This window comes from Nocardioides salarius, assembly GCF_016907435.1.
Taxonomy (GTDB): Bacteria; Actinomycetota; Actinomycetes; order Propionibacteriales; family Nocardioidaceae; genus Nocardioides; species Nocardioides salarius.
The window spans coordinates 2,568,151-2,583,613 of the sequence record NZ_JAFBBZ010000001.1; the positions used below are offsets into that span (position 1 = coordinate 2,568,151).

Here is a 15,463-nt window from a genome sequence, read left to right on the forward strand (position 1 = left end):
CACCGTAGCCACGCGCCCGGGTCGGGTTGAATGTCCCGCGTGAGCGAGACGACTGCTGCCCCCGACGCCGCCCTGGCCGCCGACATCGACGCGCTGTGCCGCCTGACCGGCAGCTTCACCCTGCGCTCGGGCCAGGTGGCCCCGGAGTACTTCGACAAGTACCTCTTCGAGTCCGACCCGGCGCTGCTGCTGCGGGTGGCGCGCCAGATGGTGGGCCTGCTGCCCGACGACCCCGACGGCACCGGGCTGCTCGGCGGCCTCGAGCTCGGCGGCGTGCCGATCGCCACCATGGTCTCGAGCCTGACCGGGCGACCGGCGCTCTTCGTGCGCAAGAAGGCCAAGGAGTACGGCACCTGCAAGCTCGCGGAGGGCCCCGGCGTCGAGGGTCGCCGTGTGACGCTGATCGAGGACGTCATCACCACCGGCGGCGCCGTGCGCGACGCGACCAACGCGCTGCGCGCCGCAGGCGCGGTCGTCGAGGTCGTCGTCTGCGCGATCGACCGCAGCCCCGAGGGCCAGGACCCGCTGGCCGACGTCGGGCTCGAGGTGCGCCCGGTGCTGACCAAGGCCCAGCTGGACGCCGTCTCGTGACCGAGGCCCGCGCCCTCGCGACCAACCGCCCGCGCCATGCGCTGCCGCTCGACCTGGTCCGTGGCTTCCTGATCGGCTCCGCCGAGCTGGTGCCGGGCGTCTCCGGCGGCACGGTCGCGCTGGTCACCGGTGTCTACGAGCAGCTCATCGACTCCGCCCACCACGTCGTCTCGGCCGTACGCCGCCTGGTCACCGGCCCCGACCGGCTCGCCTCCGCCCGGGCCGAGCTCAAGCGCACCGACTGGTTCCTGATCCTGCCCGTGCTGGCGGGGATGGCCACGGCGCTGGTGACGATCGCGGGCCTGATGGGCTCGTTCGTCACCGACCACCCCGAGCTGTCGCGGGGGCTGTTCCTCGGCATGGTCGCGGTCTCGATCCTGGTGCCGCTGCGGATGATGCCCGCGGGGCGCCGCCCGGCCTGGGTCGACGTGGTGCTGGTCGCGCTGGTGGCGGTCGCCACGTTCTGGACGGTCGGTCTGGCCGGCGGTGGCGCCGAGGCCGACCCGTCCCTGGTCGTCGTCTTCGGGGCGGCCGCGATCGCGATCTGCGCGCTCGTCGTGCCCGGCGTCTCGGGGTCGTTCTTCCTGCTCACCGTGGGCCTCTACACGACCACGCTCGAGGCCATCGACGGGCGCGACCTGGTCTACCTGGCCGTCTTCGCAGCGGGCGCGACGCTGGGCCTGGCCTCCTTCGTGCAGCTGCTCAACCACCTGCTCGACCACCGCCGGCGCACCACGCTGCTGGTGATGGTCGGACTGATGCTGGGCTCGCTGCGAGCGCTGTGGCCCTGGCAGTCGGTGCCCGAGACGTCCGCCGACGGCGAGGCCCACGGCCCGGGCGCGCTGCTGGCGCCCTACGCGCCGGTGGCCGGGCCGGTGCTGCTGGCGCTGCTGGGTGCCGCGGTGGTGCTGGTGCTCGTGGTCGTCGAGTCGCGCGCGAACCGCGACGCCCCTGCCTGACGCCGGTCCGGGCCGGCTCGACGCGAAGTTCGGGCCGGGTCAGCGTGAGATGTGGGCCGGGTCAGCGCGAAGTCTGGCCCGGGTCAGGGAGTGCGCGACTCGCGGCGCCACTCGAGGACGAGCGGCACGGCGAAGACCGCGAGGATCAGCAGCAGGGCGAAGTCGAGGTTGTCGCCGAGCCAGGCGATCCCGCCGAGGAAGTAGCCGAGCAGGGTGATCCCCAGCACCCACAGGACGGCTCCGATGAAGCTCCACAGCCAGAAGGTGCGCCGCGGCATGCCGGTCGCGCCGGCCACGACGGTGATGAAGGTGCGCACGAACGCGACGAACCGGCCCAGCACCAGCGCGGTCGAGCCGTGCCGGTCGAAGAACTCGTGGGTCTGGTCGAAGTGCTTGCGCTTGATGATCCGCCCGTCGCGGGCGTAGAGGGGCGGCCCGATGCGCCGCCCGATCTCGTAGCCGACGACGTTGCCGCCGAAGGCGGCGGTGACCAGCAGCACCATCGAGATCACCAGCTCGGCGACGACCCCGCCGGGAAACAGGTCGATCTGGCCGGTGGCGATGAAGAGACCGAGGCTGAAGAGCAGCGTGTCGCCGGGAAGGAACGGGAAGAGCAGTCCGCACTCCACGAAGATGACGGCCAGCGCGATCCAGAAGAGGGTCTCGCCGAAGTGGCCGAGCCACCACTCCAGCTGGAGCCAGTCGATGCCGAACAGGAACGGCTCGATACCCAGCACGACGTCAGCCTATCGGGCGGTGCCGACTAGCCTGCGGCGCGTGTCCTCCTCACCCCCCGACGACGTACGCCGAGCGCCCTACGACCCGATGCCGCACGGGCCGGTCGAGGTGGGCGTCGGCCCGTGGGAGGGCCCCTGGCCGACGGGCCCGCAGTGGGACCCCGAGCTGCTCGCCGGCGGCGACCGGCGCAACGTCGTCGACCGCTACCGCTACTGGAGCCTCGAGGCGATCCGCGCCGACCTTGACACCCGGCGCCACGACTTCCACGTCGCGATCGAGAACTGGCAGCACGACTTCAACATCGGCACCGTGGTGCGCAGCGCCAACGCGTTCCTGGCCGCCGAGGTGCACATCGTGGGCAACCGGCGCTGGAACCGGCGCGGTGCGATGGTCACCGACCGCTACCAGCACCTGCGCCACCACGAGGACGTGCCGGCGCTGCGCGACTACCTCCACGCGCTGCCGGGCGGGCCGGTCGAGCTGCACGGCATCGACAACCTGCCCGGCTCGCGGCCGCTGGAGGCCGGGCCGGTGCCGCGGCGGGTCTGCTTCCTGCTGGGTCAGGAGGGCCCGGGGCTCTCCGAGGGCGCCCGCGAGGCCTGCGACGCCACCTTCTCGATCGCCCAGTTCGGCTCGACGCGCTCGATCAACGCCTCGGCCGCCGCGGCGATCGCGATGCACTCGTGGGTGCGCGACCACGCCGACCTGGGCGACGAGCGCACCTGGCGCGGCTGAGCCGGCCCCCGCTGGTGCGCGGGAGCCGGCTCAGGGGTTCTGCTGTGGTCAGCGGCAGGCGCGCTTAAGGTCGAAGCGCTTGACCTGGCCGCGGTCGATGAAGACCTTGCGGGTGGCCAGCGCCTTGCCGCCCACCTCGCAGGTCAGCGTGTACTTCTCGCGCCGGCCGTCGGTGAAGGTCGACCGGGTCGCGTACTGCCCGACCTCGACGGTGTACGACGGGCTGACCGAGGCGTAGTTGACCACCCGCACCACGTAGGTGCCGGCGGCGGCGTCGGGCACCTGGACCTGCTCCTTCTCGCCGGGCGCGTTGCCGGACGTGCCGACCTCCACCAGCTCGCCGGAGGCGTCCTTGCGGTAGACCTCGAGGTCGAAGTCGTCGGGGGTGGGCCAGTCGAGGTCGATGCGCAGCACGTCGGAGGCCCTGCGCGCGACGTACTCGTGGTCGACGGTGCCGACGAGCGGCTCGGTGGTGCCACCCTCGATGGTCTCGCCGGCGAACGGCTCGGCGGCCAGCTCCTCGATGGGGCGCGACTGCAGCAGCGGACGCGTGGAGGGGTTGACCACCCAGGAGAAGCGCCCCTTGCGGCCCACGGTGATGGTCGAGTCGAGGTGGTCCTCGAAGGAGGACTCCCACGTCGGGGACTCGAAGTCCTTGCGCAGGCGCAGCGTCGCGCCCTTGGGCGCCTTGCCCTTGAGGACGCCGTGCTTGCTGGTGTCGATGGCGTGCTGCAGCGCGAGCAGGTACGCCGCGCGGTTGCCGCGGCCCTCGTGCTCGCCGGCGCCGAGGTACTCGTCGACGACCTCGGGGAACGGCGGGTGGAACTCGTGCGCGCCTATCTCGAAGGTGTAGCCGTAGCCGCCGGTGGCGTTGTAGGACCAGTCCTCGGTGGTGCCGGTGGTGTCGTAGAGCTGCCAGCTGTTCTGGTTCAGGTAGCCGTTCTGGGCGCTCATCCGGGCCCCGAGCGCCTTGAGGCCCTTCTCGTCGGGGGCGTTGCCGACCGGGTTGCCGTCGGGGCCGATGGTCGTCGGCGCGACACCGTTGGGCCGCAGGATCAGGTTGGAGAAGGTGTGGTTCGAGATCATCATCGTCACCTGGCGCTCGCGCACCAGGGTCTGGATGTTCTGGGTCTCGGGCTCGGAGAACGCCGACGCGCCGCGGTACGTCGGGTCGAGGACGCCCGCCTCGACCTCGCCGGCCGCCGGGACCGGGCCGGCCGCGCCGGGGCCGCCCCAGAAGCCGCCGTAGTTGCGGTTGAGGTCGACGCCGAGGCCGAAGCCGCCCGGGCTGGTCAGCGTCAGCCGGCAGGTGCCGTCGGGGATGTCCTGGCCGTCGACCACCCGGCAGTTCTTGCGCTTGTAGGCCTGGCCGGGGGTGGCCAGCACGGTGCCGGTGCCGCCCAGCGGGTCGGCGTCGTTGAGGGCCCGCAGGTCGACGTACTCACCGTCGGTGCGCGAGAGGTCGAAGCCGTCGGGGTTGACGACCGGCACGACCAGCACCCGGGCCCTCTTCAGCATCCGGGTGATCTTCTTGTCCTTGCCGAAGCCCTGCGCCAGGTCGGTGGCGAACTCCATCGCCAGCTCGCCCGACGGCCACTCCCGGGCGTGGTGCAGGCCCATCAGCAGGAAGGTCGGCTTGCCCGACGCCTTCTTGTCCACGTCGGCGCCGATCTCGATCGCGTGCACGGTGTTGCCGTCGAGCGTCGGGTTGGCCAGGTCGAACATCCGCACGTGGCCCGGGAAGTCGGCGGCCAGCGTGGTCATGTCGGCGACGTAGTCGGCCAGGGTGCGGTAGGTGTCGCGGCCCGAGGGCAGCGGCGAGACGTCGACCGAGGCGGCGTACGCCTCGTTGAGCTCGGCGATCTCGACGCCGCGCTCGACGAGGTTCTCGATGCGCACGTCGTAGGTGAAGCCGGCGGCGCGCAGCGCGGCCCGGTCGGCGGCGGTGTGCAGCAGCACCTCGACGTAGTCGCGGCCGGCGTGCTCGGTCAGGTCGAGGCCGAGCTTCTGCAGCCGGGTGCGGTCGGCGCGCCCGGGCGTGTCGACGGTGACCAGCTGGGGCGCGAAGACGCTGGGTGCGGCCGTGGTCGCGGCGGCGCCGGTGGCGCCCACGGTGGCGGCCAGCGGGGCGGTCACCGCCAGCGCAGCGAGCGCGGCCAGGCCGGCGACGCGGCGGCGCGCCCGGCGGGGGTGGGGGACGGGGCGGGGTCGGCGGGTCATCGTCGATCTCCTGGCGGGTCGCGGTGGGCGGGGTTGCTCCTACAACGCGCCTTTGCCGCGGAGGTGACGCCACGACCCCTCCAGCACCCCGCCGAGCCGGCGCCAGTTCCCGCCGACCCGGCGCCACTTCCCGCCGACCCGGCGCGACTTCCAGCCGGCCGGCCGGGTGCTCAACCCCGCTGGTAGCAGACGACGACGTACGTGCGCTTCTTCGGCCCCGGCGTCGCGGACCAGGCCCAGTCGCGGCCCCGGGTACGTCGCGGGCAGCCGCGTGCCGCTGCCTCGGACAGCTGCTGCTGGGCGGTGCGTCCGCGGACATCGGTGACCCGCAGGGCGCCGGAGTGCTCGTAGCGGTGCGGCTTGGCGCACGAGGTGTAGGCGAGCTTCTTGGTCAGGCACCGGCCCAGGGCGTCGGTGATGCGTCCGGCGCGCTGCACCCGTGACAGCTCCTCGGGCAGCGGCAGCATCTTCTCGCCGGCGCGCAGCGTGATGTCGCAGCGGAACCAGCGGGCTCCGGCCTCCTGCTCGGCGGCGTCGGGGTAGAAGTAGGCGAACTGGACCACGGTGCGCGCGCGCAGCAGCGGGTCGTCCTTGACGACCCCCGAGAAGGACGCCTGGCAGGCCTTCACCGCGGTGCGGTCGAGCCGCTTCGGCGAGCTGTCCCAGTCGAGGCCCTCCGGGAAGGTGCGCACGTCGAGGACCTGTGCGGTGTGGCGGGTGCCGCAGTCGACGGGCTCGGCCGGGGTGGACACGGCCATCAGCTCGTCGTAGGTGAGCTGGTAGCAGGTGCCGACCGCCGGGGCGCCGGCCATCGGGTCCCCAGTCGGCTCGGCAGGCTCGGTCGGGTCGGTCGTGGTGCCCGCGGCGGAGGCCGTGGCGGGAGCCAGCACGAGCAGGGACAGGGAGAGCGCGGCGACGAGCGCGCGGGCAGGGCGGAGCACGACGGACCTTTCGACAGGAGCACGGGACGCCGAGGTCCGGCGCGAGGCGCATCGTAGGACGTGGCCCCCGCCGGCACCGCTTCGCCGACCGGGAGCGCGCCCCGGGAGCGCGCGCGGGCCGGTCGCGGGTCAGTCGGAGGTGGTCAGGGTGCGCTGCAGGGCGGCGAGCCCGCGCGAGGAGTGGCTCTTGACGGTGCCCTCGGAGATGCCGAGCTCCTCGGCGGTCTCGGCGACCGAGAGGCCCAGCCAGTGCCGCAGCACGACCACCTTGCGCTGCTGGGCCGGCAACGCCTGCACGGCGGCGAAGAGCTCGCTGCGCTCCTCCAGGCCCGGGCCGGTCTCGGCGGCCGGCTCGCCCGCCCCGTGCAGCGTCTCGCCGGCCCGCGACGACGGGACCTCGCGGCGCCAGGGCCGCCGGCGCTCGTCGACGTCGGCGCGCACGATGATGCGCCGGGCGTAGGCCTCCTCGCGCCCGTCGCGGTGCAGCCGCGGCCAGGCGACGTACAGCTTGACCAGCGAGGTCTGCACGAGGTCCTCGGCGCGGTGCCAGTCACCGCAGCACGCGTAGGCCACCCGGCGCAGGTGGGTGCGCCGGGCGGCCACGAAGGCGCTGAACTCGCTGTCGCGGCTCACTGCATGCCCGTGCCGCCCTGGTCGGCGTAGCGCTCGGTAGCCAGCTCGAGGAACGAGTCGAGGTCGTCGCCGGTCTCTGCCGACAGCGGCGTGGCGACGTAGTCGCGCTCGCCCTCGAGCTCGCGGGCCAGCACGAACCAGGTCAGCCCGTCGCGCTCGACCTGGGCCACGGCGGTGCGGGCCGAGGCGGGGGCGAAGGGCGCCGGCAGGTCGGGGTCGCGGCGCTGCTCGAGGATCGTGGTGCCCGCGCCGGCCTCGAGCGTCTCGCCCGGCCCGAAGGTCACCAGGTCGCGGCCGATGGTCTCGACCGTGTCGACGGCGTACGCCTCGAGCCACTCCTCGAAGCTCCACGCCGGCACGGTCGAGCTCTCCTGGGAGTGGCGCGGCTTCTCGCCGTCGGTCCACAGCAGGTAGCGCCACGACCGCTTGCCGTCGGTCTCCTCGATCGCCAGGGCCGTGGAGGAGACGGCCGGCTCGAGGCCCAGCGGGTCCTCGGCGACCTCGGTCACCGTCAGGCCCTCACGCACCACGACCTCGTCGCCGACGTACCCGGCGAGCTGTCCCTTGCCCCACGACGCGGGCGCGTCGGTGGAGTACGACGGCGGCTCGGTCTCGGCGCTGGGCTGGTCACTGGGCCCATCACTGGGCCCATCACTGGGCCCATCACTGGGCCCATCACTGGGCTCGTCGCTGGGCTCGTCGCTGGGCTGGGCCGACGCGGAGTCGCTCGTCCCGCCGGCGACCAGCTCGTCCCCGCCGCCCGGGGCGCCGGTCTGGGCCAGCACCCCGCCGAGGCCGACGACGGCCAGCACGGCCAGCGCACCGCCCCAGGTCGCGGCGCGGCGGCGCCGCAGCGCCCCGCGCCCGGCGGCGACGACCTCGTCGACCGGCGCGCCAGGGGGCCCGTCGCCGAAGGAGGCGTCGAAGCGGCGGGAGAGGTCGCGCTCGTTGCTCGTGTGCTCGTCCATGCCCTGTCTACGGATCTCGTGGCCGATCGGTTGTCATGGTGCCGCGCCGACCCGGTGATCAGGTGGCGGCGCGCCCGAGGTCGCGCAGGACCCGCCGGTGCACCAGCTCCATGAGCGTCTCGCGCGCGGGCACGTCGGTGAGCAGGTAGGCCCGCCCCAGGAGCCCCGCCGGCGTGAAGGTCACCGTCTGCGCGACCCGGCAGCAGTGCGGGCCCTCCGGCGTGACCAGCGTGCTCAACCGCACCGTGCCCGGGGCACGCAACGCCGCCTCGAGCAGCAGGTGGTGCCCGTCCTCGACCGGCCCCTCCTCGACCGGTCCGGCCTCCAGCACCCGCCAGAACCCGGCGGTGTCGCCGGGTCGCAGCACCGGGCGGTCGGGCACCGGCCACCGGCGCCCACGGCCCAGGGTCAACCGGTCGACGGCGCCGCGGAAGACGAACGGCGCGGCGTCGACGTACCACTGCGGGCCGGCGCGGGCCGAGGCCACCAGGGCCCAGGCGTGCTCGGCGTCCAGGCGCACCCGGCTGCTGCGCGTGGTGCTGCCCCAGCTCGTGCGCCGCTCCATCCTCCGGAGCGTACGTCGCCCGGGCACACCCGCCCGGCGGCCCGGGACGCCCGGGGCCGCGCTCCACTAGGCTGGCCGGACCACCCACGCCCGCGACCCAGGAGCCTGCAGTGCCGATCGCAACGCCCGAGAAGTACGCCGAGATGCTGGACGCCGCCAAGGCCGGCGGCTACGCCTTCCCCGCCATCAACGTGTCGTCGTCGCAGACCCTCAACGCCGCCCTCAAGGGCTTCGCCGACGCCGGCTCCGACGGCATCATCCAGGTCTCGACCGGAGGTGCGGAGTACCTCTCCGGGCCGGGCGTGAAGGACATGGTCACCGGCTCGGTCGCCTTCGCGGCGTACGCCGCCGAGGTCGCCAAGGCCTACCCGGTCAACATCGCGCTGCACACCGACCACTGCCCGCAGGACAAGCTCGACGGGTTCGTGCGGCCGCTGCTCGAGATCTCGCGCGAGCGGGTGCAGCGCGGCGAGGCGCCGCTGTTCCAGTCGCACATGTGGGACGGCTCGGCCGTGCCGCTGGAGGAGAACCTCTCCATCGCCGCCGAGCTGCTCGAGCGGTGCATCGAGGCCAAGATCATCCTCGAGATCGAGGTCGGCGTGGTCGGCGGCGAGGAGGACGGCGTCGAGAACGCCATCAACGACAAGCTCTACTCCACCCGCGAGGACGCGATCGCGACCGCCAAGGCCCTGGGCCACGGGGAGCGGGGCTACTACATGACCGCCCTGACCTTCGGCAACGTGCACGGCGTCTACAAGCCCGGCAACGTCAAGCTGCGTCCCAGCGTGCTCAAGGACGCCCAGGAGGCCGTCGTCGGCGAGTTCGGCCTCGAGCCCGGCTCCAAGCCCTTCCACCTGGTCTTCCACGGCGGCTCCGGCTCCAGCGCCGAGGAGATCGCCGAGGCGGTCGACTACGGCGTGGTGAAGATGAACGTCGACACCGACACCCAGTACGCCTTCACCCGTCCCGTCGCCGAGCACATGCTGCGCAACTACGACGGCGTGCTCAAGGTCGACGGCGAGGTCGGCAACAAGAAGCAGTACGACCCGCGGGCGTGGGGCAAGGCGGCCGAGGCCGGGATGGCGGCCCGTGTCGTCGAGGCCTGCGAGAACCTGCGCTCCGCCGGGCGCGCCCTGGCCTGAGGCCCCGGAGGAGGTGGGTGGCACCATGCAGGGCATGGACATCGGACAGGACCTGATGGCAGGACCGCCCCCCCACCCACCTCCCCGAGGACCCCGCCCAGGTGCTGCTGGCCGACGGCGGCGACCGCATGGACGTGGCGCGCACCCACCCGGCCTCGCCCTTCGCGTGGGCGGCGCTCGCCGGTGCGGCCGCCGAGGCGCAGGAGGACGCGATCACCGTCTACGCCTACGCCCGCGTCGGCTACCACCGCAGCCTCGACATGCTGCGCCGCAACGGCTGGAAGGGCCACGGCCCGGTCCCGTGGGAGCACGAGCCCAACCGCGGCTTCCTGATGTGCCTGGCCCTGCTCGCGCTCGCCGCGCGCAGCATCGGCGAGAGCGACGAGTGGGAGCGCTGCCGCGACTTCCTGCGCGACTCCAGCCAGACGGCGTACGACGAGCTGGTCGCCGACGCCTGAGGCCACCCGGCCCACGCCCGCGACGCCGGGCCGGCTCGTTCGCACGAGCCGGCTCGGCGTCCGTCGTCAGGGGGTGAGCAGGCTGCGCACCTTCTCGGCGCCCAGCGCGAGGAACAGCGTGGGCAGCCGCGGGCCGCGCTCGGCGTCGACCAGCAGCTGGTAGAGCAGCCGGAAGAACGCCTTCTGGTCGGCCTTCACCTCGTCGGTGGGGGCGTCGTCGAGGCCCAGGCCGCGCGCCAGCTTGGGCACGCCGTAGATCAGCGCGGTCGTCTCGTCGAGCTCGAGGCGGTCGGGCAGCCGGTCGAGGAGGTGGCGCAGCCACCGCTCCTCGTCCTCGTCGAGCGCGGCGAGCCGGGCGGTGTCGGGCTCGGGGCGCACCGTGGTGCGCTCGGCCTCGGGCACGTACTCCGACATCCAGGTCATCGCCCGGCTCAGGCGCGGCTCGAGGTCGGCGACCGAGTCGTGCTCGTGGCCCACGTCGCCGACGATGCGGCTGACCAGCTCGGCGCTGCCGGCGGTCACGTCGGCCACCGACGACAGCAGCCGGAACGGCACCACCACGGCCGGCGTGGGCAGCGTGCCGGCGGCGGCCGTGGCCGAGGCGCGCTCGTAGGCCAGCACCTGGGCGTCGCGCTTGGCCGGGTCGTTCGCCTTGCGGGTCAAGGAGTCCCACTCGTCGTAGAGGCGCACCACCTCGGGGCCGAAGTCGACGTTGAAGGCCTGCTTGGGCTGGCGGCGCACGTAGAGCCAGCGCAGCACCGGCGCCTCGAGGATCTGCAGCGCGTCGGCGGCGGTCGGCACCCCGCCGCGCGAGGACGACATCTTCACCTGGCCGCCGGCCCCCACGAAGGAGTAGCCGACGAAGGAGGGCGCGCGGGCGCCGTAGACGGCCTTCACGACCTCCTTGCCCACGGTGTACGACGACCCGGGGCTGGCGTGGTCGACCCCGCCCGGCTCGAAGTCGACGCCCTCGACCGACCAGCGCATCGGCCAGTCGACCTTCCAGACCAGCTTGCCCTCGTGGTCGGTGCGCAGGTTGGTGACGCCCTCGAAGCCGCAGGACGTGCAGGAGTAGGCGAGGTCGGCGCTCTCGTCGTCGTAGGCCGTCGCGGTCGTCGTGTCACGTCCGCACTCGCGGCAGTAGGGCTTGTAGGGGAACCGGGCCAGGTGCCCGGCGCGGTCGGGCGCGTCGCCGGCGCCCGTGGCCTCGTCGTCCTCGACGACGGAGTCGGCCAGCGCGGCCGCCTCCTGCTCGGACTCCGCGACCGGGGCGGCCTTGGTGCGGTAGCGGCCCAGGATGGTCTCGATGCGGTCGCGGTGCGCCACGGCCTGCAGCACCTGCTCGACGTAGTCGCCGCGGCGGTAGGCCTCGGTCTGGGAGACCTCCTCCATCTCCACGCCCATCGCGTGGAGGCTGGCGACCAGCGGCTCCTTGAAGTGCTCGGCCCACGACGCGTGGCACTGCCACGGGTCGGGCACCGCGGAGAGCGGGCGGCCGATGTGGTCGGCCCAGGACGGGTCGACGCCGGCGGGCACCTTGCGGAAGCGGTCGTAGTCGTCCCAGCTGTGCAGGTGGCGCACCGGCAGCCCGCGCCGGCGGATCTCCTCGGCCACGAAGTGCACGGTCAGGAACTCGCGCAGGTTGCCCAGGTGGACCGGGCCCGACGGGCTGGCGCCCGAGGCGCAGGTGATGGTGCGGCCCTCCGCGCGGACCGCCTCCTCGCCGCCGGCGTGGCGGATCGCGTCGTCCGCGGCCCGGGTGACCCAGTCGGTGGGGCCGGTGCTGTCGGGCCGGTCGGTACCGCGTGCGTCGCCGCCTCGTGCCATGGGGTGGGGAGCTCCTGCGTCGTGGGTGCTGTGGCGCGGCAACGCTACCGGAGACGTGGCGTCGTGCCGCAGAGAGCGCCGGGGCCGTCCCCTGTGGCAGCCCCGGCGCCTCCTGCACGGTGGTCGGAGCGACGTCATCCCCCGATGTCGTGAGGCTCCGGACCCCGACCGAGGACGGCGGGGCACCGATGGGGACAGTGTGTACTGACCGGTGCCTGCCAGTCGCGGCGTACCTGTCGCTGGCACCAAGTTGCCAGGGCTGCTAGTAGGATGTGTCGATGGTGCGGTCCAGCTACCCCTCGGTGATCAGTGCGCTGGGCTTCTCGCGCAACGCCGACCGCGCCTACCACCGGGTCCTGCCGCAGTCGGGTCGCGAGCTGGTCTGGGTGGCCGCCTCGTTGCTGCAGACCCCCGAGGAGCTGCTGCGCGACCTGGCGCCGCTGCGCGAGCGGGGCATCGTGACCCTGGAGGACTCCCGGCTCTTCGTGGCCTCTCCCGCCGAGGTGGTGGGGCGGATGGTCGCCTCGACCGCGGAGTCGGCGGCCGCCGCGCACGCCCGCCTGAGCGCGGTGGCCGAGGCGATCCCCTACCTCAGCGGCAGCAACGCGCGCCCGGGCCCGATCGACGTGCTCGACGTGGAGCCCATCGACGGCGAGATCAGCTCGGGCGGCCAGCCGGTCGAGCTGTTGACCGCGCTGATCCGCGAGAGCCGCGGCGACATGCTCTGGCTGCGCCCCGACCAGTTCCGCAAGCCGCGCGAGGACGCGATGGCCCACCTGGTCCACGAGGCGATCCGCAGCGGGCGCCAGTCGCGGGCGATCTACCCGGTGCGCGCGGTCAGCGAGGTCCCCGACACCCTGCGGCTGCGCTCGGAGGTGGGCGAGCAGATCCGGCTGCTGCCCGACCTGCCGACCCGGATGATCATCATCGGCACCACGCACGTGATCCTGCCCGAGCCGCTGGGCTTCATGGACGAGCCGCGCACCCTGGTGCGCCAGCAGGGCTGGGTCGAGGCGATGACGCTGTGGTTCGAGTCGATGTGGGACCGCGCGGTGCCCCTCGACCTCGACGGCACCCGTGACAGCGTCCCCGACATGCGCGAGTTCCTCCTCGAGCAGCTGGCCTCCGGGGCGCAGGACGAGCAGATCGCCCGCCGCCTCGGCGTCAGCCTGCGCACCGTGCGCCGCCGGGTGGCTGAGCTGCTCGCCGAGCTGGGCGCCGACTCGCGCTTCCAGGCCGGGGTCGAGGCCGCCCGCCGCGGCTGGCTCTGAGGACTCGCTGCCGGCCGCTCAGGAGGGGTGACGTCGCGGCAGCACCATCGAGTACGCCGCCGGCTCGAGGCGCCAGGTGCGGCGCCGCTCCGGGCCGTAGACCTCGCCGTCGGCGGCGCACCAGAACTCCTCGCCCGAGACCGACACCTCGCTGCCGCGCAGGCAGATGACGTCGTCGCGCTCGGGGTGGCGCCCGCGCACCAGCCCGGCGACGTAGCCGAACCGCGCCACCGGGCCGATGGAGCGCGAGATCATCACGTCGAGGCGGCGGTCCTCGGTGTCGGCGTCGGGCACCAGGTCGGTGCCCCCGCCGACGCTGGAGCCGTTGCCGACCGCGACCATCAGCACCGGCTGGTCGAAGCCCACGACGCTGCGGCCGTCGACCTCGACGTGCAGGCGCACGAACGGGGGCCGGAACGCGGCGAGCGCGGCCCCGACCGGGTAGCCGAGCTTGCCGAGGTTGACCTTCTGGTAGCCGATCGAGCCCAGCCGCTCCTTCCAGCGCGCCCCGCGGCGGCTGGCCTGGGCGCCCGCGCCGACGTGGACGCTGTTGACGACCACCTCGCCCACCTCGTCGACCACCAGGTCGACCGGTCGCGGCTCGCCCGAGAGGACCACGCGGGCCGCCTCCTCGATGTCGAGGGGGATGTCGTTGCCGCGCGCGAAGTCGTTGCCGGTGCCGAGCGGGAGCAGCGCCAGGGTGCGCTCGCTGAGCTCGTTGCGCCGGTGCAGCGCGGAGACGACGGCGTGCAGGCTGCCGTCGCCGCCGGCGACGACGATGCGCCGCGAGCCGGCGCGGTGCAGCACCCCGTTGAGCTCGCCCGGGTCGGAGGTGCCGGCGACCTCGACGGAGGTGCGCGCGCGCAGGACCGCCAGGCCCCGCTCGAGCGTCTGCTCGTCGGCGGTGCCCGCGTCGCTGTTCTTGATGACGAGCAGGGGTTCCATCGCCGGTGACCCTATCCGCCACCCGGGACGGGCCGCGGCGAAAGGGCAGCGGGTGGGCCGTTTTGGTAGCGTGACGCCGCAAGAGGCCCCGGTGCGCTTGTGCCGGGGTCCTTCGATTTCTCGAGGAGAGTGAGCGAGCAGATGCCCGCGATCGCCATCATCGGTGCCCAGTGGGGCGACGAGGGCAAGGGGAAGGCCACCGACCTCCTCGGCTCGCGCGTCGACTACGTCGTGAAGTTCAACGGCGGCAACAACGCCGGGCACACGGTCGTCATCGGCGACCAGAAGTACGCCCTGCACCTGCTGCCCAGCGGCATCCTCACCCCCGGCTGCACCCCGGTCATCGGCAACGGCGTCGTGGTCGACCTCAACGTGCTCTTCCAGGAGATCGAGGGCCTCGAGGCCCGCGGCGTCGACACCAGCAAGCTGGTCGTCAGCGCCAGCGCCCACGTCATCGCCGACTACAACCGCACCGTCGACAAGGTGACCGAGCGCTTCCTCGGCTCGCGCCGCCTGGGCACCACCGGGCGCGGCATCGGCCCGACGTACGCCGACAAGATGAACCGCATCGGCATCCGCGTCCAGGACATCTTCGACGAGAAGATCCTGCGCCAGAAGATCGAGGGCGCCCTCGAGCTCAAGGGCCAGGTGCTGACCAAGATCTACAACCGCCGCGCCCCCTCGGTCGACGAGACGCTCGAGGAGCTGCTGCAGTACGCCGACCGCCTGCGCCCGATGGTGGCCGACACCGGGCTGCTGCTCAACCAGGCGCTCGACCGCGGCGAGACCGTGCTGCTCGAGGCCGGCCAGGCCACGCTGCTCGACGTCGACCACGGCACCTACCCCTTCGTCACCTCCTCCTCGGCGACCGCCGGCGGTGCCTGCACCGGCTCGGGCATCCCGCCGATGCGGATGGACCAGGTCATCGGCATCGTCAAGGCCTACACGACCCGCGTCGGCGAGGGTCCGTTCCCCACCGAGCTCTTCGACGAGCTCGGCGCGCACCTGGCCAGCGTCGGCGCCGAGTTCGGCACCACGACCGGTCGCCAGCGCCGCTGCGGCTGGTACGACGCCGTGATCGCGCGCTACGCCGCCCGGGTCAACGGGGTCACCGACTTCGTGCTCACCAAGCTCGACGTGCTCACCGGGCTGGAGCAGGTCCCGGTCTGCGTGGCCTACGACGTCGGCGGGGTCCGCCACGACGAGATGCCGGTCAACCAGACCGACTTCCACCACGCGACCCCGGTCTACGAGTACCTGCCCGGGTGGAGCGAGGACATCAGCGGCGCACGCACCATGGACGACCTGCCGCAGGCGGCGCAGGACTACGTCCGCCGGGTCGAGGAGCTGTCGGGGGCGCGGATCTCCGCGGTCGGCGTCGGTCCGGACCGTGAGGCCACCGTGGTCGTGCACCCGCTGATCTGAGAGCATCAGGGCCCGTGAGCACCCCCTCCGCGACCGTGCCGACCG

The 15,463-nt window shown here is 73.4% G+C and carries 15 protein-coding genes; 7 read left to right on the forward strand and 8 right to left on the reverse strand.

What is annotated here, in order from left to right:
* Positions 1-39: 39 nt before the first annotated feature.
* Positions 40-591 carry an orotate phosphoribosyltransferase gene (gene pyrE, locus JOE61_RS12300; RefSeq protein ID WP_307822980.1) on the forward strand — a complete coding sequence of 184 codons (552 nt, stop codon included), beginning with the start codon at positions 40-42 and terminating at the stop codon, positions 589-591.
* Positions 588-1,550, forward strand: a complete 963-nt coding sequence (locus JOE61_RS12305) for a DUF368 domain-containing protein (RefSeq protein WP_193668269.1) — start codon at positions 588-590, stop codon at positions 1,548-1,550. The genes pyrE and JOE61_RS12305 overlap by 4 nt, the downstream gene beginning before the upstream one ends.
* Positions 1,551-1,633: 83 nt before the next feature.
* Here the strand turns inward: JOE61_RS12305 and JOE61_RS12310 are convergent, their stop codons facing one another.
* Positions 1,634-2,287 carry a DedA family protein gene (locus JOE61_RS12310; protein WP_307822982.1) on the reverse strand — a complete coding sequence of 218 codons (654 nt, stop codon included), beginning with the start codon at positions 2,285-2,287 and terminating at the stop codon, positions 1,634-1,636.
* Positions 2,288-2,375: 88 nt separating this feature from the next.
* Here JOE61_RS12310 and JOE61_RS12315 point away from each other — a divergent pair, with 88 nt between their 5' ends.
* The gene (locus JOE61_RS12315; protein ID WP_193668427.1) at positions 2,376-3,023 is read left to right on the forward strand and encodes a TrmH family RNA methyltransferase; all 648 of its coding nucleotides are present in this window, start codon (positions 2,376-2,378) and stop codon (positions 3,021-3,023) included.
* 48 nt (positions 3,024-3,071) lie between these two features.
* On the opposite strand, the gene JOE61_RS12320 is transcribed toward JOE61_RS12315, so the two are convergent.
* The 5 genes from JOE61_RS12320 to JOE61_RS12340 all read right to left on the reverse strand — a co-directional run bounded on the left by JOE61_RS12320 (position 3,072) and on the right by JOE61_RS12340 (position 8,350).
* Positions 3,072-5,243, reverse strand: a complete 2,172-nt coding sequence (locus JOE61_RS12320; protein ID WP_193668267.1) for a M14 family zinc carboxypeptidase — start codon at positions 5,241-5,243, stop codon at positions 3,072-3,074.
* 170 nt (positions 5,244-5,413) lie between these two features.
* Positions 5,414-6,184: a septum formation family protein gene (locus JOE61_RS12325; protein ID WP_193668265.1), complete on the reverse strand. Its 771-nt coding sequence runs from the start codon at positions 6,182-6,184 to the stop codon at positions 5,414-5,416.
* A 129-nt stretch (positions 6,185-6,313) separates the two neighbouring features.
* On the reverse strand, positions 6,314-6,817 hold the full coding sequence (locus tag JOE61_RS12330; protein ID WP_193668263.1) for a SigE family RNA polymerase sigma factor: 504 nt from the start codon (positions 6,815-6,817) through the stop codon (positions 6,314-6,316).
* Positions 6,814-7,785, reverse strand: a complete 972-nt coding sequence (locus tag JOE61_RS12335; protein ID WP_193668261.1) for a PT domain-containing protein — start codon at positions 7,783-7,785, stop codon at positions 6,814-6,816. Before JOE61_RS12335 ends, JOE61_RS12330 begins: the two co-directional genes overlap by 4 nt.
* Before the next feature lie 58 nt (positions 7,786-7,843).
* Entirely contained in the window at positions 7,844-8,350 is a 507-nt protein-coding gene (locus JOE61_RS12340) for a DUF2867 domain-containing protein (protein WP_193668259.1), read from the reverse strand.
* Between the two features lie 110 nt (positions 8,351-8,460).
* On the opposite strand from JOE61_RS12340, the gene fbaA reads away from it, so the two are divergent.
* Together fbaA and JOE61_RS12350 are read left to right on the forward strand one after the other, a co-directional pair.
* Entirely contained in the window at positions 8,461-9,492 is a 1,032-nt protein-coding gene (gene fbaA / locus JOE61_RS12345; protein WP_193668257.1) for a class II fructose-bisphosphate aldolase, read from the forward strand.
* 101 nt (positions 9,493-9,593) lie between these two features.
* Positions 9,594-9,950: a DUF3151 domain-containing protein gene (locus tag JOE61_RS12350; RefSeq protein WP_307822984.1), complete on the forward strand. Its 357-nt coding sequence runs from the start codon at positions 9,594-9,596 to the stop codon at positions 9,948-9,950.
* 66 nt (positions 9,951-10,016) lie between these two features.
* Here JOE61_RS12350 and lysS read toward each other — a convergent pair whose 3' ends face one another.
* Positions 10,017-11,777 (reverse strand): lysine--tRNA ligase, encoded by a 1,761-nt coding sequence (gene lysS / locus JOE61_RS12355; RefSeq protein WP_193668255.1) that lies wholly within the window; start codon positions 11,775-11,777, stop codon positions 10,017-10,019.
* Positions 11,778-12,055: 278 nt separating this feature from the next.
* On the opposite strand from lysS, the gene JOE61_RS12360 reads away from it, so the two are divergent.
* Positions 12,056-13,048 carry a helix-turn-helix domain-containing protein gene (locus JOE61_RS12360; protein ID WP_193668253.1) on the forward strand — a complete coding sequence of 331 codons (993 nt, stop codon included), beginning with the start codon at positions 12,056-12,058 and terminating at the stop codon, positions 13,046-13,048.
* Positions 13,049-13,066: 18 nt separating this feature from the next.
* Here JOE61_RS12360 and JOE61_RS12365 read toward each other — a convergent pair whose 3' ends face one another.
* A complete protein-coding gene (locus JOE61_RS12365) occupies positions 13,067-13,993 on the reverse strand; it encodes a diacylglycerol/lipid kinase family protein (protein WP_193668251.1) in 927 nt (308 codons plus the stop codon).
* Between the two features lie 129 nt (positions 13,994-14,122).
* On the opposite strand from JOE61_RS12365, the gene JOE61_RS12370 reads away from it, so the two are divergent.
* A complete protein-coding gene (locus JOE61_RS12370; protein ID WP_443678575.1) occupies positions 14,123-15,418 on the forward strand; it encodes an adenylosuccinate synthase in 1,296 nt (431 codons plus the stop codon).
* Positions 15,419-15,463 lie beyond the last annotated feature (45 nt).